Here is a 22330-nt window from a genome sequence, read left to right on the forward strand (position 1 = left end):
TATGTCAACACCTTCAGAAGCTGTTCAAATATTAGTGACCGTTATCCCTATAGTTGGTATTATAGCAGGAACTGTTGTCATCTTCTTTTTCCTGTATTTCAATCATAAACAAAAGATACTTCTTATTGAAAAAGGATTGTATCAAAAAATATCATTTGATTTTGATGCATTCAGCCTTTTCAGCGGATTTCTACTAACCGGAGTTGGAGGTGCATTAACCATTTTCTTTGTTCTTAAAGATGGAATTTCGTATGCCCTCATAGGGGGGCTGGTTCCATTGGGATTGGGCATAAGTTTCATTATGTATTACTTTATCAAAATGAAAACAATAAAATGACAGCACAACATGATGAGTACATTGTACAACAGATTCTTAAAGGCAAGCAGGAATTATTTACAATTATTGTTGAACGGTACCAAAACCATATATTTACACTGGGAATGCGTTTTTTTAAAAATTACGATGATGCAGCAGATTTTACCCAGGAGGTTTTTGTAAAAGTGTATAACAATTTAGCTTCATTTAAAGGGCTTGCATCATTTAAAAGCTGGCTTATGAAAGTTGGGTACAACCATGCTGTTAACAAGCTCAACACTTCTAAAAACAATAATTCTGGCGAATATAATGACAGTATTGATAATTGCCCCAACCCAGAAGCATTGGTTATGCAGAATGAACTACAGTCAATTCTTGAAAAAGCCATTAACACGCTTCCCCAGGAATACAGGATATGCATTGATCTTTATTTTTATGTTGGATTGCAATTTAAAGAAATTTCCAATATAACTGGTTATCCAGTTAATACTATTAAATCATATGTGTCCAGAGCAAAGCAGCAATTACGACATGCATTAAAAGGCACTATAGCGGAGGAATATCATGAAATGTGAAAAAGCCATTGAAAAATACTTAAGCCTTGACAACAATCAATCCATGCCATTGTCATTGCTAATACATCTTTTTGTGTGCAAACAATGTAAACAAGAAATAGAAAAACTTCAGAATACGTTTGCCGCCATTAAAGTTCCACCTTATGCTATATCACTTGAAAATAAAATCATGCGGCAGATAATGTTACACAAAGCCTACCATCAAAAGGTATCCAATTTTAACTGGGTTGCTGCAGGACTCATTATTGTATTGAGTATTGTGAGTCTATCCTACAGTGATACACTGCAATGGTTAAGTCAGCATTTTGGCAATAAAATCCTGGTGCCGCTTTATCTTGTGATGGGGTGTATAATATCAGGTTATATTGGCAGTTACGTTGCAACACACCTAAAAAAATTAGAGGCCATAGCTCATGGCATTAAGTCATTACTTCCATGAGCCTACATCCATTTTTCTGGTAAAATTCCACACGTAAAAAATGTGTACACCAAATCTTTTATTAGTGAGCCTGTGCCCAGTTTTTCCCCCAACCTACATCCACAACAACCGGCACATCAAGTGTGATTGCACTTTTCATTGCACTCACTACAATACCTTCAACGATATCTTTTTCATCTTCAGGAACCTCAACCACCAGTTCGTCATGTATTTGAAGAATCATCCTGCTTTTTAACTTTTTATCAGCAAATGCGTTATGGATGGCAATCATTGCCACCTTTATCATATCAGCCGATGTTCCCTGAATGGGCGTATTAATGGCAATTCGTTCTGCACCCTCACGCCTGAACTGATTGCTTGATGTAATTTCGGGGATATAACGCTTTCTACCCAATAATGTTTGCACATATCCATGTTTTCGGGCAAATGCAATGGTACTGTCAATGTACTCTTTAATCTTTGGATATGCACTGAAATATTTTTCAATAAATTTTGTTGCGTCATCAAACGAAATATCAGCTTGCTGTGAAAGCCCATATGGCGAAACACCATAGATTGTGGCAAAATTTATAATCTTTGCCTGTCTTCGCATTGCATCCGTAACCTTTTCCAGTGGTACATTAAACACTGCTGAAGCTGTCTGAGCATGGATATCTATCCCTTTATGAAACGCCTCAATCATGGTAGGATCACCTGACAGGTGTGCAGCAAGCCGCAACTCAATCTGCGAATAATCAGCTGATAACATACAACATCCTTTTTCCACAACAAAACCTGCCCGTATATTTTTACCAAATTCATCCCGCACAGGAATATTTTGTAAATTGGGATCAGATGATGAAAGCCTGCCAGTTGCTGTCACTGTCTGATTAAATGACGTGTGAATCCTACCAGTTTTTTTATTAACCAGTGCAGGCAGTGTATCAACGTATGTTGTCTGCAGTTTGCTAAGCGTACGGTACTCCACTAAATAATTAATAATCTCATGCTGTCCCCTCAAAGCTTCCAATACCTGGATATCGGTAGAAAAACCAGTTTTAGTTTTCTTTACCGGTTTAAGCCCAATTTTTTCAAATAATATATGCGATAGTTCCCGCGTTGAGTTGATGTTAAAGGAAACTCCTGCCAGTGAGTAAATTCTTTCTTCTGTTTGTTTTATTTTGTGCGATAGTTCCTTAGATAATGTTTCAAAGTGTGCCAGGTCAATCTTCACCCCGTAATATTCCATATACGCAAGCACAGTAACAAGCGGCATTTCAACCTTGAAAAACAATTCAAGCAGGTTTTCCTGTTCTAACTTTTTATACAGTATATGGTATAATCGCAAAGCAATATCAGCATCTTCTATAGCGTAGTGTGATAGTTTCTGCAATGGCACCTGTGTAATATGCTGAACCTTTTTACCATCTTTTATCAGCTCATCATATGTTATCTTTGTATAATTGAGATATTCTGATGCTAAATCATCTAAATTATGCCGCCGTAATCCAGGATTTAGTAAATATGAGGCAACCATGGTATCAAAATAAATACCTCTAAGCGTAATACCACAGTTGAGCATAATCAGCATGTCATACTTTATATTTTGACCAATTTTTTTTATTGTTTCATCTTCAAGGATAGTTTTAATTTTTTGTAAAATTTGATCTTTTGGCACTGCATTATAGCCCCACAGGGAACTATCGCCCACTGGAATAAACCACCCTGATTGCGGTTCAATGGAAAACGACACACCCACAAGTTCTGCTTCCATTGGCCGTGATGATGTAGTTTCGGTATCAAATGACACAAGTCCCGCCTTTTTTATTGCTGCAATGACATTGTTCAGCAAATCAATATCAGTTACTGTGGAATATCCTGCCATTTCCTTCACTGAAATTGATTTTTCAGTATCGCCCAATTCACGCGCAATGGAATCCATTTCCAAATTTTTGAAAAGCTGGCGCACTTTTTCATTATGCAGATTGGGGGTCAGAGCCTTCTCAACAGTAAGTGGTAATGGAATATCTGTTTTTATGGTCACAAGCTGTCGCGATAGATACGCTGAATCTTTCTGTGATTCAATCTGTTCCTTGATTTTTCCGGTAAGTTCATGTAAATGCTTATAAATATTATCTAACGTTCCATACTGCTGCAAAAGTTTTGATGCAGTTTTTTCGCCAATACCTTTCACACCAGGGATATTATCAACAGCATCACCGGTTAGAGCCATATAGTCTATGATTTGCTCAGGCTTCACGCCTAATTTTTCAACAACAGCATCAGCATCAATGCTTTCAAATTCAGTGATGCCTTTTTTGCCGGCATAGATTGAAACATTCTTATCGCCTAAAAGCTGGTAAGCGTCCTTATCACCGGTAACAAGTACCACTTTGTACCTATCAGAATACTGACTGGCAATAGAACCAAGCACATCATCAGCTTCATAATCATCCATAATGACAACGGTAAATCCCATTTCCTGCAACATTGCTTTAATTTCTTCAATCTGGCTGCGCAAGTCATCGGGCATTTTTGCACGTTGCGCTTTATATTCAGGATAAATAGAAAAGCGAAAAGATTTTTTTGGTGGATCAAACGCTATGATTGTATAATCAGGCTTTTGCGTTTGCAATAAACGAAGCAGCATCCTGAAAAATCCATAGATTGCAGAAACATTTTGCCCTTTGCTATTGATTAAAGGATTCCGTTGCAATGCAAAATATGCTCTGTAGCATAATGCATGGCCATCAACCACGAATAATGTTTTTGGGGACATAATTGTTTAACACACCTTTTACTTTATGTTGTATTTCAGTAATATCATACATCTTTTGCCATACCTGGTGGGCACCTTTTTGCAACATAAGTTTCTTCATTGTATCATCATAATATCCGCTCATCATTACAACTGGTATATCAGGATGATTTTTTTTTACATAATCCAGGACTTCTTCACCAGTAACAACTGGCATTCGCACATCGCTTATAACAAACAACACTGTATCAGGATAAGTATCAATATACGCAAACGCATCATTGGGGTTGGTAAATGTTAGTGCTCGTAAGCCCGCCAATTTTAATGCTTCCTGATATAACAGACAAATATTATCATCATCGTCAATAATAATTATAGTGCCATTGGAAACTTGCAATGCACTATCTTGTTTTTCCTCATTCACTTTTTGCAATGATTGAACCGGTAAGTATATATAAAAGTGTGTGCCAACACCTGGTGCTGACAGTACATCAATATAACCTTTATGCCGTTTAACAATAGCATACACTATGGCCAATCCCAATCCACTACCTTTTTCTTTTGTAGTATATAGCGGCTCAAAAATATGTTCAAGGTGTTCAGGGTCAATTCCTGTCCCTGTATCGCTTATTGTCAATAATACATAATCACCTGCAGGTATAGTTTCTACCAAGCCAACTTTTTCATTTGCAACAGTTGTATTTTCAGTCTGAATAGTAATGGTTCCACCTTGAGGCATGGCTTCAGCAGCATTAATCATAAGATTCATGATTACCTGTTGCATTTCAGTGGCATCACCAGATATAGTATCATTAAACGCACGCAACAACTGGACAACCTCACAATTTTTTGATAAAGCAGTATGCAGCAGGGAAACCACATTTGAAATAATACTGTGCAAATGGATATCACTAGCATGAAATGCTTTTTTGCGGGAAAAAGTCAGAAGTTTTGCCACAATATCTTTAGCATGATTACCAGCCTGAATAATTTTTTCAATGGCAGGCTTATTATTATCGTCAATGGATTTTTCAACAAGATTGGCATATCCCAATATCACGGTAAGAATATTATTAAAATCATGTGCTATCCCACCAGCAATCTGTCCAATAATTTCTAATTTCTGAGATTGTAACAACTGTCCTTTTAACTGTTCCTGTTTTACCAGCAAATGAGTAAGCTCCGTGGTATCGTTCACCACACATTCAACTGCAGCCTGTCCCATCCACATAATTGGTCTTATCCTGAATACTACAGTCAGGTTAACACCATCCTTTCTTTTCCACACTGCCCTGTGAATATGCAGGCTGGATAACAAAGCCTTCATCTCATCAAATGATGCATACTGTGCTATAGTTCCCCCGGAAACAGAATACTCATCAAAATAATCATCCAATGTTTTACCCATGATAGATTCTACTGATGTTCCAGCAATTCGTGCTCCTTCATTATTGGTGAGGACTATTGCATTTTTTTGCAGTATATATACTCCAACATTCAAATCATTAATCATATTTCTGAAATGCGTTTCAACTGATTGAAGTTTGCGTATTCTTTTTCTTCGCTCATATAGTTGAAATATAAGAAATGAAAAAAGTACTGTCATAACAACTGTTCCAATATACACTATCACACGTTTTGAAACATCGGGCGGGGGCATAACGGCAAACCATTTCCAGTAAAGCATATCAATAAAATTTTGTGAGTCTAATTCATGGATACTATCGCTTACAATTTTTAATAATTCTTTATTGTATAATGAAACAGGAAATGCAATTTTTTTACGGTCATATACAATATCACCCCAGTTGCCTTTAGCAATTTTAATACTGCCTGAAAAATATTTATTAAGCAAATACACTGAATTAAGATAATCATTTAAAACAGCATCAAGCCTGCCATCCACAAGTGCATTAAATGATTCAACAGTATCCTGAAAGCGGACTACATTAATGTCATAACCTTGCGCCACCAGTTGCATAGCATATTTATCACCCGAAGCATCTTTTTTAACACCTACAGTCATATTTGCAAGGTCATACATGGTGCGGACACTACTGTCTGCAGGAAGCACCAACACCAGACCACCTTCCAGGTAGCTATCTGAAAAATTAAACCAGCGTTCCCGTTCTTCAGTAACATAGATACAGCCAATAGCCATATCAGCTTTCCCTTCCTTGACCTGCAGGAGCATATCCTGAAATGAAGTTATGGTTATGGTATAACTCATATTGTTGTGCTTACATATTTCATTCAACAGGTCAACATCAAAGCCAACAAGTTTCCCATCCTTATATATAACAAAAGGTTCATAAATAGCAGTAACAACACGAATATGCAAAGGCTTAGTAGTGTGCACTTGCTCAGCAAAAACACTACCAAAAAAATTCAGAGCGATAGTTACTGTTAAAAAGATATTCGCAGATAAAAATTTCATGGTATAAATAGTATAAAAGGCACTGACATTTGTCAAACGTTATTGCTTAGAATTAAATAATTGCTCTGACCCCTATTGTAATATCACCCCTTCGGGGTTTTGTAGTGAATAATAGCATGTCATTCTGAACCATGTCCTGAATTTGTTTCAGTATTGATTCAGTGTAGTCATCCTGAACTTGATTCAGGATCTACTCACAATGCTCTGACCCCAAAATCCCACCATCTCTCCAATAACTCAGCACACTCTGCGTGATGTATCAGTTTGTCCCACGCAGAGACCGCAAAGAAAGGGGGTGTCTGGGCTTTGACCCCACTGCATACCCCTACAGCAGCATAAAACATATATACAAGAGGATGCTTATGTAGGTGTGCCAATAGACCATCATGAGTATTTTTTAGAGTTAGGGAAGACATTTGCAAATAAGCTACAAAGATTCATGTATTATGACGAAATATACCGTAAGAGGTATTCAATTGAGAGGTTCATATAATTGTTTATAATAATAATAATAAAAAAAGGACGGGATTATCCGCCCTTTTTTTATTATTACTTCTTTATATAGTATTATAATTATACCGCCTGTAATTCAGCTATCAGTTCACTGGTAACATCCTGTCCATTAAATTTTACCGTACCAGTAACACTGGTTGATGTTACATTTCCCGTTTGCGGATCTACAACAAAATTAAAAACTTAAGACTACACAAACAATCCTTCTCATTTGGGAAAACCCTCCTTTTACATAAATATTTATAAAAATGATGCTATGCACATTTTAATGAAAAATAACTAAAATACAAATAGCATAACTTTACTCTGTGATGTGATATCACACTAAAATTGGATTAATAGATTTAATGTAAGCTAAGCATATACTGTCTTCAATCTCTATATTGTATGTACATTTACAAATGAGCTGGGAAATCCCTTCCAGTTAGTTACTAAACAACAAATTACAATTTTAGTCAAGCATTTTTTTAATTACTGTATTAAAAATTATGGGCACCTCTAAAAACTGCTTTCTTTAGAAATTATTCATATAATGGAAAGCGGTTTTATAATATTTATTGTGCCCACAAGGTAACATTCGTAAAAAAAGTTTTAGAACTTCCCTTATAATTATTTGCTTTTTTTACTTATAAATAAATCATCAATACCCAATTCTTTTAGTTTAGTATCAGTTGGGCCACCTGTTTTAGGTTCCCATCCGGTTATAGTAAAAAATTCATTTAGTATTTCATTAATGGGAACAGTAACCCCTTTTAATGGACCTTCCTGTAGTGGTGGCTTGCCCTGTGCACGATCAGGGATGATTGTGTCCTTAACATATAACCCCTCCCGTACATTGAAAGCTTTACGCATATTAAGGATTCGTTCACCAGTAGTTAAATACTCATCGGCAGGCAAATCCCATCCAGTAACAGCATTAATATAATCAACAAGTGGTATTGAACCACTTAAAAAACCAAACTGGCACATACCACAACCATTAAATAGATTAGCAAAATACATTGACGCAGCTGTGAGTGTTAAGCGCTTTGCGGTGCTACTGTTTGCAGTTTTCAGCATTTTCTTAACTTTAGGGAATTGCTTTTTAGTCCTGTACAGATGATTATATAAATTTGAAGCAATAGTATGGCGCCCTGGTGTTGCTTCAGAAGAATACGTAATGGCAAATCCATCGTCCAGCCGGCTATCATGCATGGGAAGCTCCTGACCTCCAGCATGAATGGCATAAGCTTCTGATCCCTTCCCAATCTTCTTTGCAGCACGCATCACTCCATCAGCCAGTATGTTGCCAATCCCTTTTCGGTTAATTATCATTTCCGTCAAAGAAAGTATTTCTTTAGCCTTGCCCCAGCCTAACTCTAATCCGCCAGTGTCTTTCTTTGTTAATATCCCATGTTCATAACATTCAATAGCGAATGCAACTGCGGTGCCTGTAGATATAGTATCAATACCAGCTCTGTTGCACAATTCATTTATTTCCATTATGGTATCTAAATCATCAAGAAGTAGCATGGCACCAAAAGATCCCAGAGTTTCATATTCTGGTTTGTGCCCTTCTGTACCCTTATATCTTCCTGCTTTTATGTCGACAATGCCACCACATCCCAGCGGACATGACTGGCATGCATATCGCTTCTTTTGATGTGCCACCACACTTTCATCTGAAATTTTTTGGACACCTGGAAAATCTAAATATCCAACACCAGCCCAGTTTTTGATTGGTGTATCACCGGTAAATGCAGAGTACACTGTTGTTCCACTGGTACCATACCGTTTGAATATTTCACGTACTGTTGAAGGCTGTGTTGGAACTGACACCCTGGTTCGCGCTATAATCTGGCTTAAAAAATTCATCATATTAACTGTGGCTTTATCAATAGGGCTCGTTGATTTAAAACTTGCTATAAATTTTTTATTTATTTCTTTTAGGACATCAGGTTTTGCAATTGGTATTTTCTTTGTTCCTTTTATGGCAATAGCTTTTAACTTCTTGCTCCCCATGACCGCTCCCAACCCGCTGCGTGCAGCAATTCTTCCACCATCGGTTACAATACCTGCTATAAGCGATAGTTTCTCTGCAGCAGGCCCAATGCAGGCAATCTGAATCTTTTCATCTTTTAATTCTTTCCTGATAAGCTCTTCTGTTTCAATAGTATCTTTGCCCCATAGTTTTTTTGCATCCTTAATCTGAATTTTGCCATCATTAATAACTATGTACACCGGCTTTTTGGCTTTACCGGTAACAAATATTGCATCAAATCCAGCCCGCTTGATTTCTACCGAAAAGAATCCTCCACAGTTACTATCGCCCCAGCCTCCCGTTAACGGCGATTTACCCACCACCATAAACCGCCCTGCAAAATATGCTCCAGTACCTGTCAATAACCCCGAACAAAAGCCAAGTACACTTTCCGGTGACAGTGGATTTATTTTTGGCTTCTGTAATTGGCTCACAATTGCAACACCCATACCATATCCTGCCAGGTATTTTTTATAGAAACTGTCATCAAGCTTTTTAACGGTGGATTTCCCAGTGGATAAATTAATAATAACGTATTGGCCCATGTAACCGCTCATAATAAACCTCCATCCTATAGTTGTATTTATAAGTCACTACAAATAAAATATATGTTTTGCGTACTACCATCTCGTTAATTAGCTGGCATGAAATATACAAAATCATTCTTTAAATAATTGAGAGTAAAGATTTTCTTAAAAAAAGTCAAGGAATTAATTAACTCTTTTATGTTACGAAATTACAACCTCATGTTCAAAGTGCACCATTTAATTGCTTTTTGAGTTTGTGTTCTTGCTTACGACCATTACAAAGAATGTGTTGTACATGAAGCTACATTTTTTTGTTTTGCAGTTTATTCTTTATAACCATATAAAGATTTTCATCATTAATACTTGAAAAAATTTACATGCTCATAAAAAATTAAAAAAGGGGATCCCTTTAGTGGAATCCCCAAATCTTTCTGTACACCATCACAGAAATTTGTGATGCAAATAGGGGGCTGGAGTAACAGTAACTATATTACATTTTATAACCAACCTGCACTGCTACAAGGTTTCGTGTACGGTTCAATTTTTCTGAACCTAATTCACCTTCAAGGAAATATGTATAGGAATACGTCAATGCTACATTGATGTTTTCATTAATGCTATATGCACCACCTATGCCAAATCCTAACTCATCAAGTGCTGGATTAACATCTGTCCCGGTTGGTGATACTATTTTATCGTTTGAACCTTTATCAGCATACATTATACCAACGCTGAATCGTAATTCTTTGCTTAAAAACTGGGTTAACGCAAGCATATACACTATATCATTATCAACTTCATCCTCTGCACCTTCCCAATCCGCTTGTTTATTAAACATATAGTTTATCTGCAATGCAATGACTGTACCCATCACCGGCATACCAGCTGCAGTTAAAGTAGCCATTGCAGGGAGGTCTTCTCGTACTTTTTCACCATCTTCAGCTTCTAATGTACTTAACATGCCTGCTTGGACCAATGCATTACCAAAAACAGCCCCACTTCCAGATACAGTTGCATTGACATTTTCCTCATATTCTCTTTTAACAGCAGTTGAATATGTTATCCCTATAAGATACCCATGAGCTGGTACAATATTTAATCCTATTAACCCACCGTATCCATTTGCTTTTTCTTCATTAATGATATTGGCTGAGTATGTACCAACAGCTCCTGTGGCAGATGCATCAATATCAACTTTAGTTTTTGATATAACATATCTAATACCTAAAGCTAATGAAAACATATCATTAATCTTGTAAGAACCACCCAATGTTGCATTATATGTATAAGATTCTGCGTCAACTTTGCTATTTGAACTTGTTGCAACAGTTGGAGCCCCTGCATTCGTAGACGTTAATAAATATATTCCTGCAGCTAATGAATTAGTATAAGGTGTTCCATCATCCCACTTTAATGATGTAAAAGGTGCACCATCAAGTACATTAACATACAAAAAGCCTGCAAACTCAGCCTGTTTATATAAAAATGAAACTGATGGCAACACAAATGCAGTAGTTTCCCCTTTTAATGTAGTACCACCTGCCTTGGCTTCAATACCTTCAAAAGCTGTGATATTACTCACATTGATATAAATCCCATCCTTAAGCCATACTGTGCTGGCAGGATCATACATTGCTGTTTCATCACCGGTATTATCGTTCATTCCCCCTATGTGTTTTGCAGTAAAGTGGCTTGATTGTGCAATACCATTAGCATACACTACTGTGCCCATGCATGCAAAAGCAAGTACTGCCATTAAAACTAAAAATTTTTTCATCTGCGATCCTCCTTTTAAAAATTTATTTTAACCGCCTGAGCGGTGTATAGCCATAGATTTTTAAACAATTCACAAAAAATATATACTTATAATGTATACTACAATAGATACTTATTTGTTTAAATAAATAAATGTATAACCATTAATATTATTAATGTTCATTCATTAATTTTGTCAATCTTTTTTTTACTTTTTTTATTTTATTATCACTTTTTATTCAAAAATAATTGCATAAAATTAATTTATAATAGATGAATAACACACCGCCATCACTATAGGTTCTTGTGTATTTTATCCAATATCAATATTTAAATATTGAGAAGATGTCGAGGGCCACGAAAATTCCCCACTTTTTAGGCTTCAGGGCCATTAGTATTCCCCAGTTTTACAGCAATTAGGGCCATTTATATTCCCCATTTTACTGGGACTTTAGGGCCATTTATATTCCCCAAAAACTCTTCACATCACAAGTATAAAATCAATAATGGCACCTATATTTTTAAAAAATAAGGAGCCAAAAAATGGGGTACAAGGTGATAACAAAAGAGAAGATATATGAAGTTTTTCGACGCTGGCACAGCGGGCAGACGATAAACCATATCAGTCAGGCAGAGGGTTTAGACAGGAAGACAATTCGAGATTATCTGCAGCATTTTAAAAATTATGGTTATACTCAACAAGAGCCTCTTCCAAACAGACACGAGCTCTATGCATTCATACAAACAATACTGCCACATCGAGAGAGGAGGAAAACACAGTCGGAAAAACTTGAGTCATATATTCATGAGATCAAGGCGCTGATTCTCGATACCAAAGAGCCAGTACTTCCAAAGACTGCCTATGAGATCATAGTTGAACGGTATACTCTTGATATCAGTTATACGACATTTAAAAGATTTATACGGGACAATAAGATAAAAAGAAAACCAAAGGAATCATCTTTAAATATAGAACTTCCTCCTGGCAGAGAAATACAGATAGATTATGGGAAGGTTGGCCTTCTGTATGATACAGTGACAGGGAAGAATAAGGTGATATATGCGTACTGTGGCATACTGAGTTATAGCCGACTTCCCTATATTGAATTTACTTTTACTCAGAACCAACAGTCTTTTATTCAAAGTACGGTAAACATGTTTGAGTTCTATGGAGGCACTCCTGATTTTATTTCCATAGATAATCTCAAATCTGGTGTTATAAAACCAGACCTGTATGACCCCACATTAAATCACGCATTCAGTGAGATGGCGGAACACTATGATGTATTCATAGATCCATGCAGAGTTGCCACGCCTACCGATAAAGGCAAAGTAGAGCGGATGGTTTCACCAGCAAGAGAATTATTTCGAAAACTTAAAAAGCTTAATCCTTCTGCAAATATTCACGAACTCAATAAACTGAGCAGACAGTGGTGCAGAGAAGAATATGGGATGAGAGAACATGGTACAACTCATCAGCTTCCGATGGTGGTTTTTGAAGACTATGAGAGAGGAGCACTGAAGCCGTTGCCTTCTGAAAGGTTTACTATCCCGGTGTGGAAGAAGGCAACAGTGCATCCTGATCAGTTTTTCAGCTATGACAAAAAAATATATTCATTACCACCGGAATATGCAGGAAAAGAGGTCTGGATACGCCAAACAGGGCCTGTTTTGCAGGTATTTCATAAACACATACTGATTCGTGAATATATAATCACCAACCAGTTTAGAAATTTTAAGCCAGAGGATTTTCCTGAAACAGTACGAGAGATAATGGATGGAAGTTACCCCAAATATCTCATGAAACAGGCTGCACAGTATGGTGAAATCCCGGAACGTTTTATCGAATCAGTATTAAAACCCCATGCCTATCTTAACGCCAGAAGAGCACAGGGCATGTTGCGCATAATGGAACAATACCACACAAAACCATTCTTTTTGGATGTATGCCACAAGGCAATTGCCCGGAGAGTAAAAATCCCAAAAACATTTAAACAGATGCTCAACCATGAAGATGATCAATTCACGGTGGATTCAATTATACCAATGTCCGATGAAGGGTCTTCCATGGTTCGAGATATACAAGACATTATTCACTAAGGAGAACTACAATGGAACAGATGCATCAACTCAATGAAAAGCTGAAAAAGCTCAGGATTCCAGGCATGATGAATAACCTGGAGTTGCGGGCAAAGGAAGCCAGGGATAACAACCTTGGTTTTATTGAATTTTTTTCGTTGTTAGTACAGGATGAATTGCTCAGCAGGGAATCGAATAATTTCGAGAAGAGGATAAAGGCTGCTGGCTTTGGTATTCAAAAAACCTTTGAAGGTTATGATTACAATTTCAACAGCGATATCTTCCCCCCAAAGATGGTTAGAGACCTTGCCACCTGTAGATTCATTGAAAACAAACAAAATCTTGTAACAGCCGGTCCTCCAGGTATTGGCAAGACTCATATCATTAAGGCTCTTGGTCATGAAATGTGCAGAAGAGGATATGATGTGCTCTTCAAGAAGACCAATGATCTTGTTCATAAATTGAATGATTATTCCGCCAAAGCGGATAGACTCTTAAAAAAATGTATCACTGTTGACGTTCTGATACTTGATGATTTTGCGTTCAGGAAGATGGACCAAAAAGAATCAGAAGTATTATATACCCTAGTAGATGAGCGTCTTGGTAGATCGCCTATACTGATTACATCAAACAGACCTCCTCAAGATTGGTATGGCTGCTTTCCTGACCCTGTCATTGGTGGTGCTATACTGGACAGGCTGGTTTCTGGTGCTATTAAGATCATTGTTAACAGAGGCGATACATATCGCAAAAAGAATGGCATTTCCATGAATAATATTGTTGACGGGAAAAATGAAAACTAAGATTTTCAGGATAGTGGTCTAAGCGTTTTTGGGGGTGGGGAATATACGTGGCCCTGCACTGGGGAATATGATGGCCCTCGACAGAGAAGAAAAGAGTGTTTTAAAAAGCAATAGTTCCCAAGCACATTTTTTTATGTAAAGATTATGAATTATATACCCCTACAGTCTTTTATGATATGGATTTATAAAAAAATGTTTTTCTTTAATAAAACTAATCTGCTTTTACCTGTTTTTATATATGTTGTATTAAGCATCACTAAACCTAAAATTTTATGAAAAATGTTATTATGGTAAATTTACTCAAAAAAAATTTTGAAGGTTTATTTTTTTACTTGCCTTTTTAGTATTTTAGTATATATTTAATTTACTGGATTACATTATTTATCCTTAATATAACCAGGAGGATTACAATGAAAACTAACACATATTGCATAGATACCAACTGTTCATACTGGCGAAATGTTGAAGATCTTTATTCGGAATTAGTTGCAAAGAACGAAAATTTAAAGAATAAGATCTTCAGTTTCAGAAGTTTTATAGCAGCAGAATAAACGCATAAAAGCAACCCATAAGAACCTCCGATGTAAAAAATGAAAAGAGCTGGTCATAAACCAGCTTTTTTCATTTAATTATGTACCATACAAAACTTACAGTCTATGCTATTGCCTTTACATTTTCCTTTTCAATCTTGTCTATGAGTTCGGTATAATATTCATTGGTAAAGAATTTGTACATGCTGATACGGGAGTCTTCAAATGATTGCAATATCTGTTTATACTGGCTAACATGGCCTTCCTCACCAATACATATACCGTGCCTTTTACCATATCCGCACTTTACACATATAGGATTCTTCAACGCTTTATAGCATCCATTATGTTCATATCCATAATGATGGCAAACGGGCATAATTCATAGCGCAAACCCGAACAATCTAACTTGAAAATATTGTGTTTAATCTTTTCCCATACCTTTGCAGCTTCTTCATTGTTCCAGGATTTTATTTCCTGCTCGTCGCCTTCATTAAAATACCAATTACCCGGCACATTTAACTCTTTTTCCATACGATTGGCTTTAGACTTCATAAAATCAATGATTGCTTGCTGGAAATTGAGTGGTTTTTGTTTCATAACAATATCCCTTTTAATGAATTCTGCAAATTATATATCCCACCCTTTTATATATATTGAACACATTTATACATTCAAACCCATAATGATAAAATGCCCCAAAAAGAATATATTAATTTGCAGTACCTACTTCTATTTAATAAAGTATAACCATTCGGTATTTTTTCAAGGTTTTTTTTATAAAATGTAAAATATTTTTAGGGTCAAAGCTTTAATATACTATCCTCATTCTCATTACTGATCATTGTAACAACCTGCTCTATAGCTGCATTAACCACATCACTTATAGTATCACCTATTTCTATATTTTCAGGCTGTATGCCAATAAACATGATATTTGCAGTTATTTCCAGTAGATGTTGTATAACGGCTGATAACGGCATGTTGTGCGTGGTTACTATACCGCTGTGAATTTTGTCAATGGGGATAGTACGTATAGATCCCGGGGTCAGAGCCATATTGCAGGAGTCCACAATAATGATCTTCTCTGGTTTATGTCTACGTATAACATTAATGTAATTTTCGGGCATAAACTCTGCATCTATTGCTTCAAGCCCTAATAGTTTTAGCTTGCGGGCAACGACACTTCCTGCAGCATCGTCACTTCGCAGATGGTTTCCAATTCCCAGTATGAGTTTTTTACACTGTATAGCCATTGCACAGAAACTATCGCCCCTACATATTTTTTTACCGATAACTATCGCTCTGTACTACAACAATATTTTACTTGCATTTACAAGACCATGCAAGTTTTATTTTCATATGCGATAGTTACCGGAGATATACCCATGATACCAAAAGGCTTAATTGAAAAATTGTTTCAGGCAGCAAGCATTCAGCGATGGAATGACCACGTGCGCCCCACCGAATTTACCGAAATTGACAAACAGGCACACAAGATGATCATTGCCTATACAATAGCAAAATTTCAGGAAGAAGAAAATCCCGGATGCGTAAACTGGATACACCTCATTGAAGGTGGGATTGTTGAACTTTTGCACCGGGTGATAGTAACTGACATTAAACCGCCCATTTTTCATAAGATAATGAAAGAAAAAGGCAAAGAACTCAACGAATGGGTTTTTGCACAACTTGACGATGATATTAGCCCTGTGAAAGGAAATTTTAAAGAAACATTTTTACGGTATTTTCAGGATACACAATTTGCACCATTTGAAAAAAAAATATTACATGCAGCGCATTACTTAGCTACTAACTGGGAATTTCAGATCATTTACCAGAGTAATAAATTTTTATACGACATAGAAAAAACAAAAAATGAGATAGAAAGTCAGATTGAATATCATATTGATTTAACTGGCGTACAGAAGATACTTTTGCACCGCAATATTGCCGGGTTTATAAATTTATGCGGACAGTTGCGGTTTCAGCAGCGATGGGCACAAACGCCGCGAATACCAAAAACATCAGTTCTTGGGCACATGCTCATAGTTGCACTGCTTTCATACTTTTGCTCCCGGGAATTGGGTGCGTGCGCAAAACGCATATATAATAATTTTTTTGCTTCACTTTTTCACGACCTGCCAGAAGTGCTTACCCGTGATATTGTTTCACCGGTTAAACGTTCGGTAAAAGGTCTTGAAGAACTCATCAAAGAATACGAAATCATTGAAGCCAATAATCGTATTTTCCCACTCATACCTGAAAAGTGGCATTCCGAAATGCGCTATTATATTTTTGATGAATTTGAAAATAAGGTATGGCACAATGATTCTGTAATAATGGGAATATCCCCTGAAGAATTGAATACGCAGTATAATGATGACAGGTTCAATCCCCTGGATGGGCAGATTCTCAAAGCCTGTGATGATTTTGCTGCCTTTCTTGAAGCTTCATTTTCCATAAAATATGGTATAAAACCCGAGGCGCTTGAATCAGCAAAACGAAATATCTACCACAAGTACAGACAAAAGCACCTGACCATTGGCGATATGGATTTTATTATGCTATTTGATTATTTTAATTAATTGTTACAGTAATCTTTACGGGTTGAGGCTGTTTACATTTTTTTGTAACAAATTTCATAGCGGTCACACTGATGATGTTGCCACACATAATACCATCATTGTATCAAAATGACTTCAGTATCTGATATACTGTTTAAAATCTTGTCCAGAAATTTTTTTGTGCATCTTCTAAAAGGTTTTACCGTATAGAACGTATGAAAAGAAAATTTAAAAACATATTCTTCAATTTCCGTGACACTATTGGCGCATTGCTGGTTGCTATCAAACATCCAGAAGTATCCCTATGGTCAAAAATCATCATTGTACTGGCAATAGCATATGCTCTGTCCCCGGTTGATATTATTCCCGATTTTATCCCCTTTGTAGGATATTTAGATGATGCAGTAATTCTGCCTTTTTTATTTTTTATAGCAATACAATCTATTCCACAACCAGTGTATGAAGAATGTAAGTTGCAGGCGCATTCAGCATTTAAAAAGTCACTGGGATTTATATTGCTGGGAATAGTGCTTGTTTTTCTTTTATGGGCATGCATAGGTTTTTTTATGTATGCGATAGTTGTCGGAATTATCAGGCTTTGCAAACTATGATTGCTATTATCAATCCTGACACACCTCAGGCTGTTATAACGGGATTACTAAGTAATGGATTTTCACCGGTGACAATTCCACTATGCCCGTACGTTGAACGGCCTATTGCAGGACATCCCGATATCCAGCTGTGTATCATAGGCAAGAATATCATTTATGAGCCGCGCATAGAAATGACTTTTTTACAGGTACTATCGCACTTACCATATACGTTAATATCGGGTAAAAGCTACCTGCAGGCAAACTACCCTTATGACTGTGCATATAACTGCGCATATACAGGAAGTATTGCTTTTCATAATTCAAAAGTAACCGATAGTTCCATAAAAGAGATTCTAACCCAATGCTCTGACCCCCTCATTCACGTAAATCAGGGATACACCAAATGCTCAACCTGTATTGTTGACTCAAATGCTATTATTACCTCCGATATTTCTATTCACACTGCTACCGTAAAAAATGGCATTGATTCACTGCTCATACAACCAGGATATATTGAACTTCCTGGCTACCGATACGGTTTTATTGGTGGTGCAAGTGGTACGTGCTCTGACACCATTTACTTCACAGGGCATTTAAACCATCATCCTAATTGCATTGAAATAGTGAATTTCATTGCAAAACACAATAAAAATATTGCCTTTTTATCAGATCTCCCCGCAATTGACATTGGCTCTATCTTTTTTATTGACACGTAAGCATACCATACTCTTGTATTTATTTAGAGCATATCCCAATACTATATGCACATCGATAGGGGAAGATTTTTTATATTAATTGTATACAGTTACCGTGAGCATCTAAAAGACCACTACTATGAATATCCCGGATATGACAACGTGCATAAAGCTATTGCAACAGTATGACGTGTTGCCCAATGTGCTGGAACATTCATTGCAGGTACATAAAGTTGCCTGTGCCATCGTTGATCATCTCAATGGTAGTGTTGCTATCAACCGCGATTTAGTATGCGCTGCAGCACTGCTTCATGACATCACTAAATCCCGTGCATTGAAAACCGGTGAAAAGCATGACATTACGGGTAAAGAACTTTTAGAGTCATTGGGCTATCCTGAGATAGCCGATATTGTAGGGCAGCATGTATTTTTACGCGACGCTTCACCCACTTCACCACTCAATGAAGCAGATATTGTGTATTACGCAGACAAACGCGTTATGCACCATGAGATTGTTACCATTGACAAGCGCATAGATGACCTTATCAAACGCTATGGCACAACACCAGAACGCTGTAACAAAATTCTTGAAAACAAAGATATTATACTAACCATTGAAAATAAATTAAAACGACACCTAATAAAACCTCTGGAAGAGATTATAGCATCATTACAGCATGAATAAACTATACTGCATTCTTGATTGCTATGTGGACGAACCGGCATGTTTTGGTGTACCGCCGTTTGTTTCGCCCTACCCGCGCTATGTGTATGGTGCACTTATTGATGCCGGCATATACGATGATGAAATTGTGTATCTTACTATTGATTCACTGCGCACGGCCGAATACAGATTACCACACAATTTTGATTATGTTTTTTTAATTGGCGGGGCGATAGTTCCTGGTAAATACCTTGGCTTTAAAATAGGAACTGTTTCTGAAATAACAAAAATTATTGCCATAAACAATAGGCAAAAATTTGCCATTGGTGGTATGATAGCTCATTTAGTTAAAGACTTCCCCAATACAACACTGGTAACTGGTGATATTGAACAGTTTGCGTATACAGTTGCCACAGGCAATAGTCCTGTTACCGATAACTATCGCACCTATACAAACCTTGCACGCTGGGCGATTTACGGCAGTAAGCTGGTCAAGCTTCATCCACAATTCCCCAACCTCATCTGTGAGATAGAAACGTACAGAGGATGCCCACGCCGCAATCACTGCTCATTTTGTGCTGAAGGGTTACTGCAATCTGTTGATTTCAGAGATGAAGAAGACATCTTACATGAAATAGATGCACTTATTGCTCAAGGGATTTTTAGATTCAGAATTGGCAGGCAGGCTGATATTATTGCATATAAATCATACCTTAAAGACTTTGTTCACGGTTTCCCGCGGCCAAATCCTGCTGCAGTTATTAACCTTTTTACTGAATTGCAAAAGCGCACAAATGAAGGGCATATCAGTATGCTTACCATTGACAACGCTAATCCAGGTACCATCTTTTATTTTCCAAAAGAATCGCAGGCCATTATTGATTGCATTGCTCATACAGTAACACCGGGCGATACAATGCCATTAGGCGTTGAATCATTTGATCCTGCAGTCCTTCAAAAGAATAACCTTAAATTGCACAAAGACCAGGTTATACAGGTTGTTCAATTAATAAACGATGTAGGTGGTAAAACTGTTAATGGTATACACAGGCTTTTGCCAGGCATCAATCTTATTCATGGGCTTATTGGTGAAACTGCTGATACATTTAAAATCAACTATGAGTCGCTTATGGAAATCCTTAATAAAGGACTGCTTTTAAAAAGGATTAATATACGCAGTTTGTTTCCTTTTCCGGGAACTATCGCCGCACAAAAACAAACACATAATACAATGATTGAAAATCGTTACCGTTTTTACCGTGAAAAAATTCGAAGCGAAATTGACCATACCATGATTACACGGCTATTCCCCATTGGTACTGTCTTGTATCATATGCATGTGATGTCATGTGTGCATGGATACTCGTACGCAAAAGAAATTAGAAGTTATGCAATCACTGCAAAAATTCCTGTAGTATTACCGCTTTTTAATTTTGTTGATTGCATCGTTGTTGGCCATCAGGAACGATCACTTCTGTGCCTTCCATATCCAATACAGATGAACACATTGCCACAAAAAGCTTTAGAAGCTATACCAGGCATTGGGAAGAAAGGTGCAACAACAATTATTGTACATCGCCCCTTTGCAAGCATAAATGATGTAAAGCCGTATTTAGAACACGTTCCTGAAATTATTGTGCAGGCAATTGCGAAAGGATTTTAATATCGTTTGCGTTCCTTGTCATGATTAAGTTTGTTCATGACATACACAGCGGCATATCCACCTATAAACGCTGCAATAATATTCACACCGGTATCATACACCAGGAATCGCAGTATTTTTATTGTTATATCAAGTAATAGCTTATCAAGAATGAATCCGCCTATCAATGCACCAATGACACCTATGACCATACCGCCTATAAATCCACCAAACAGATCACGGCGTTTCAAACTGTAAAATATCCACGACACCAGCGCACCCATGGCTATATAAATAGCAATGGCAAGTAGTTTCATTAAAAAGCTTAATACAACATCCATGGTTGCTTACTCCTCCTCAATAAAAAATAGTTCACCTTTGCCTTTGCGGACAATCTTTATATCTCCACCAGAAAAGTCAACAACAGTTGATGGATCAGTTGCCTTTGGCCCACAACTTAATATCATATCTACCGCATTGCGATATTCTTTGTCTAAATCAACTGGATCAATGACATAATCACCTTCTTTGGTGCTGACACTAGCTGTCATTATTGGATGGCCTAACGCCTGCACCAGTTCAAGCGCAATATTATTATCTGGAATTCTTACCCCTATTGTCTTTTGGTTGGTTATGGCAATCTTTGGTACTAACTTTGAAGCCTGAAAAATAAACGTATAGGGTCCTGGAAAAGCTTTTTTCATAATTTTAAAAGCTTGATCTGAAACATTGCGTACATACTGAGAAATCTCTGAAATGTCTGAAAATATAAAACTGAGCGGTTTATTTTTGGGGATTCGCTTTATATGATATAACCGTTCAATTGCTCGTTTATCGTTGATATCACACCCATAGGCATACACAGTATCAGTAGGGAAAATGATAATACCCCCTTCCTCAAGAATCTCTTTTGCTTTCTTGATAAAGCGCTTCTGGGGATTATTTTCATTAATGAGTACTATCATAGTTATTATTATACATTAATTAACGGATATTTTCTTTATTTAATTTAGAGTATTGATTGTGGGAAGCATATAAAATATAAGGCTTTTGCAGGAGTGCCTGCTGCAAAAGCCTTCAACCCGGTAAATGTGCGAATAGGAGTGTCTTGTAATTATCAACCATTATAATCATCGGAATTTTTTTTAAAACTTAAAGAATTTTTATGAAAATAATTGCATAGTATTAACGAAAGACTTCAGGTGTCTTAATTATATGTTTCTATAAAACCTTATACAGGAACCTTCATTCACTGAATAACTATTTTTTTTATACAACAAAACCAATAAGAACATAATTTATGATTTTGCGACAGTAATAATTCCTTAAAAAATTTCATAATGAATATAGGGGGTGTCCCAAAACAATCCGTGGAGTTCTCAATGACGCTGGTGCAAAGTCATTGCGAGCGTAGCGCTTGCACTGAGTGCTTCGACGA

20 protein-coding genes are annotated in these 22330 nt (G+C 36.9%); 11 read left to right on the top strand and 9 right to left on the bottom strand.

Annotated features, from left to right (window positions below; translation table 11 throughout):
- Position 1: 1 nt before the first annotated feature.
- The 3 genes from AB1444_01810 to AB1444_01820 are packed head-to-tail and all read left to right on the top strand — an operon-like array spanning position 2 to position 1330.
- Positions 2-337 carry a DUF6249 domain-containing protein gene (locus tag AB1444_01810; protein MEW6525387.1) on the top strand — a complete coding sequence of 112 codons (336 nt, stop codon included), beginning with the start codon at positions 2-4 and terminating at the stop codon, positions 335-337.
- Positions 334-891: a sigma-70 family RNA polymerase sigma factor gene (locus tag AB1444_01815; GenBank protein ID MEW6525388.1), complete on the top strand. Its 558-nt coding sequence runs from the start codon at positions 334-336 to the stop codon at positions 889-891. The genes AB1444_01810 and AB1444_01815 overlap by 4 nt, the downstream gene beginning before the upstream one ends.
- A complete protein-coding gene (locus tag AB1444_01820; protein ID MEW6525389.1) occupies positions 881-1330 on the top strand; it encodes a hypothetical protein in 450 nt (149 codons plus the stop codon). The genes AB1444_01815 and AB1444_01820 overlap by 11 nt, the downstream gene beginning before the upstream one ends.
- Before the next feature lie 61 nt (positions 1331-1391).
- Here AB1444_01820 and polA read toward each other — a convergent pair whose 3' ends face one another.
- The 4 genes from polA to AB1444_01840 all read right to left on the bottom strand — a co-directional run bounded on the left by polA (position 1392) and on the right by AB1444_01840 (position 11341).
- The gene (polA, locus tag AB1444_01825) at positions 1392-4088 is read right to left on the bottom strand and encodes a DNA polymerase I (GenBank protein MEW6525390.1); all 2697 of its coding nucleotides are present in this window, start codon (positions 4086-4088) and stop codon (positions 1392-1394) included.
- Positions 4060-6504: a transporter substrate-binding domain-containing protein gene (locus AB1444_01830; GenBank protein ID MEW6525391.1), complete on the bottom strand. Its 2445-nt coding sequence runs from the start codon at positions 6502-6504 to the stop codon at positions 4060-4062. The genes polA and AB1444_01830 overlap by 29 nt, the downstream gene beginning before the upstream one ends.
- A gap of 1122 nt (positions 6505-7626) precedes the next feature.
- A complete protein-coding gene (locus tag AB1444_01835) occupies positions 7627-9594 on the bottom strand; it encodes an aldehyde ferredoxin oxidoreductase family protein (GenBank protein ID MEW6525392.1) in 1968 nt (655 codons plus the stop codon).
- 460 nt (positions 9595-10054) lie between these two features.
- A complete protein-coding gene (locus AB1444_01840) occupies positions 10055-11341 on the bottom strand; it encodes a hypothetical protein (GenBank protein ID MEW6525393.1) in 1287 nt (428 codons plus the stop codon).
- Between the two features lie 521 nt (positions 11342-11862).
- Between AB1444_01840 and istA the strand changes: the two genes are divergently transcribed.
- From istA to AB1444_01855, 3 genes are all read left to right on the top strand, one after another.
- Positions 11863-13419, top strand: a complete 1557-nt coding sequence (istA, locus tag AB1444_01845; protein ID MEW6525394.1) for an IS21 family transposase — start codon at positions 11863-11865, stop codon at positions 13417-13419.
- A gap of 11 nt (positions 13420-13430) precedes the next feature.
- A complete protein-coding gene (gene istB, locus AB1444_01850) occupies positions 13431-14201 on the top strand; it encodes an IS21-like element helper ATPase IstB (protein ID MEW6525395.1) in 771 nt (256 codons plus the stop codon).
- Between the two features lie 410 nt (positions 14202-14611).
- Positions 14612-14752: a hypothetical protein gene (locus tag AB1444_01855; protein ID MEW6525396.1), complete on the top strand. Its 141-nt coding sequence runs from the start codon at positions 14612-14614 to the stop codon at positions 14750-14752.
- 103 nt (positions 14753-14855) lie between these two features.
- Here the strand turns inward: AB1444_01855 and AB1444_01860 are convergent, their stop codons facing one another.
- The 3 genes from AB1444_01860 to AB1444_01870 form a co-directional block, all read right to left on the bottom strand.
- Complete coding sequence (locus AB1444_01860) at positions 14856-15059, bottom strand: hypothetical protein (protein MEW6525397.1); 204 nt, start codon at positions 15057-15059, stop codon at positions 14856-14858.
- The gene (locus AB1444_01865; GenBank protein ID MEW6525398.1) at positions 15056-15331 is read right to left on the bottom strand and encodes a hypothetical protein; all 276 of its coding nucleotides are present in this window, start codon (positions 15329-15331) and stop codon (positions 15056-15058) included. Before AB1444_01865 ends, AB1444_01860 begins: the two co-directional genes overlap by 4 nt.
- Positions 15332-15534: 203 nt before the next feature.
- Complete coding sequence (locus AB1444_01870) at positions 15535-15987, bottom strand: hydrogenase 3 maturation endopeptidase HyCI (GenBank protein MEW6525399.1); 453 nt, start codon at positions 15985-15987, stop codon at positions 15535-15537.
- A gap of 87 nt (positions 15988-16074) precedes the next feature.
- Here AB1444_01870 and AB1444_01875 point away from each other — a divergent pair, with 87 nt between their 5' ends.
- The 5 genes from AB1444_01875 to AB1444_01895 all read left to right on the top strand — a co-directional run bounded on the left by AB1444_01875 (position 16075) and on the right by AB1444_01895 (position 20913).
- A complete protein-coding gene (locus AB1444_01875; GenBank protein MEW6525400.1) occupies positions 16075-17319 on the top strand; it encodes an HD domain-containing protein in 1245 nt (414 codons plus the stop codon).
- Between the two features lie 194 nt (positions 17320-17513).
- Positions 17514-17909 (top strand): YkvA family protein, encoded by a 396-nt coding sequence (locus tag AB1444_01880; protein MEW6525401.1) that lies wholly within the window; start codon positions 17514-17516, stop codon positions 17907-17909.
- Complete coding sequence (locus AB1444_01885; GenBank protein MEW6525402.1) at positions 17906-18607, top strand: DUF6873 family GME fold protein; 702 nt, start codon at positions 17906-17908, stop codon at positions 18605-18607. The genes AB1444_01880 and AB1444_01885 overlap by 4 nt, the downstream gene beginning before the upstream one ends.
- A 133-nt stretch (positions 18608-18740) precedes the next feature.
- A complete protein-coding gene (locus tag AB1444_01890) occupies positions 18741-19271 on the top strand; it encodes an HD domain-containing protein (GenBank protein ID MEW6525403.1) in 531 nt (176 codons plus the stop codon).
- Positions 19264-20913 carry a radical SAM protein gene (locus AB1444_01895; GenBank protein MEW6525404.1) on the top strand — a complete coding sequence of 550 codons (1650 nt, stop codon included), beginning with the start codon at positions 19264-19266 and terminating at the stop codon, positions 20911-20913. Before AB1444_01890 ends, AB1444_01895 begins: the two co-directional genes overlap by 8 nt.
- On the opposite strand, the gene AB1444_01900 is transcribed toward AB1444_01895, so the two are convergent.
- Both AB1444_01900 and AB1444_01905 read right to left on the bottom strand, forming a co-directional pair.
- Entirely contained in the window at positions 20910-21233 is a 324-nt protein-coding gene (locus tag AB1444_01900; protein MEW6525405.1) for a hypothetical protein, read from the bottom strand. The genes AB1444_01895 and AB1444_01900 overlap by 4 nt on opposite strands.
- A gap of 6 nt (positions 21234-21239) precedes the next feature.
- Positions 21240-21857, bottom strand: a complete 618-nt coding sequence (locus tag AB1444_01905; GenBank protein MEW6525406.1) for an L-threonylcarbamoyladenylate synthase — start codon at positions 21855-21857, stop codon at positions 21240-21242.
- Positions 21858-22330 lie beyond the last annotated feature (473 nt).

The organism is Spirochaetota bacterium (genome assembly GCA_040756435.1).
Taxonomy (GTDB): domain Bacteria; phylum Spirochaetota; class UBA4802; order UBA4802; family UB4802; genus UBA4802.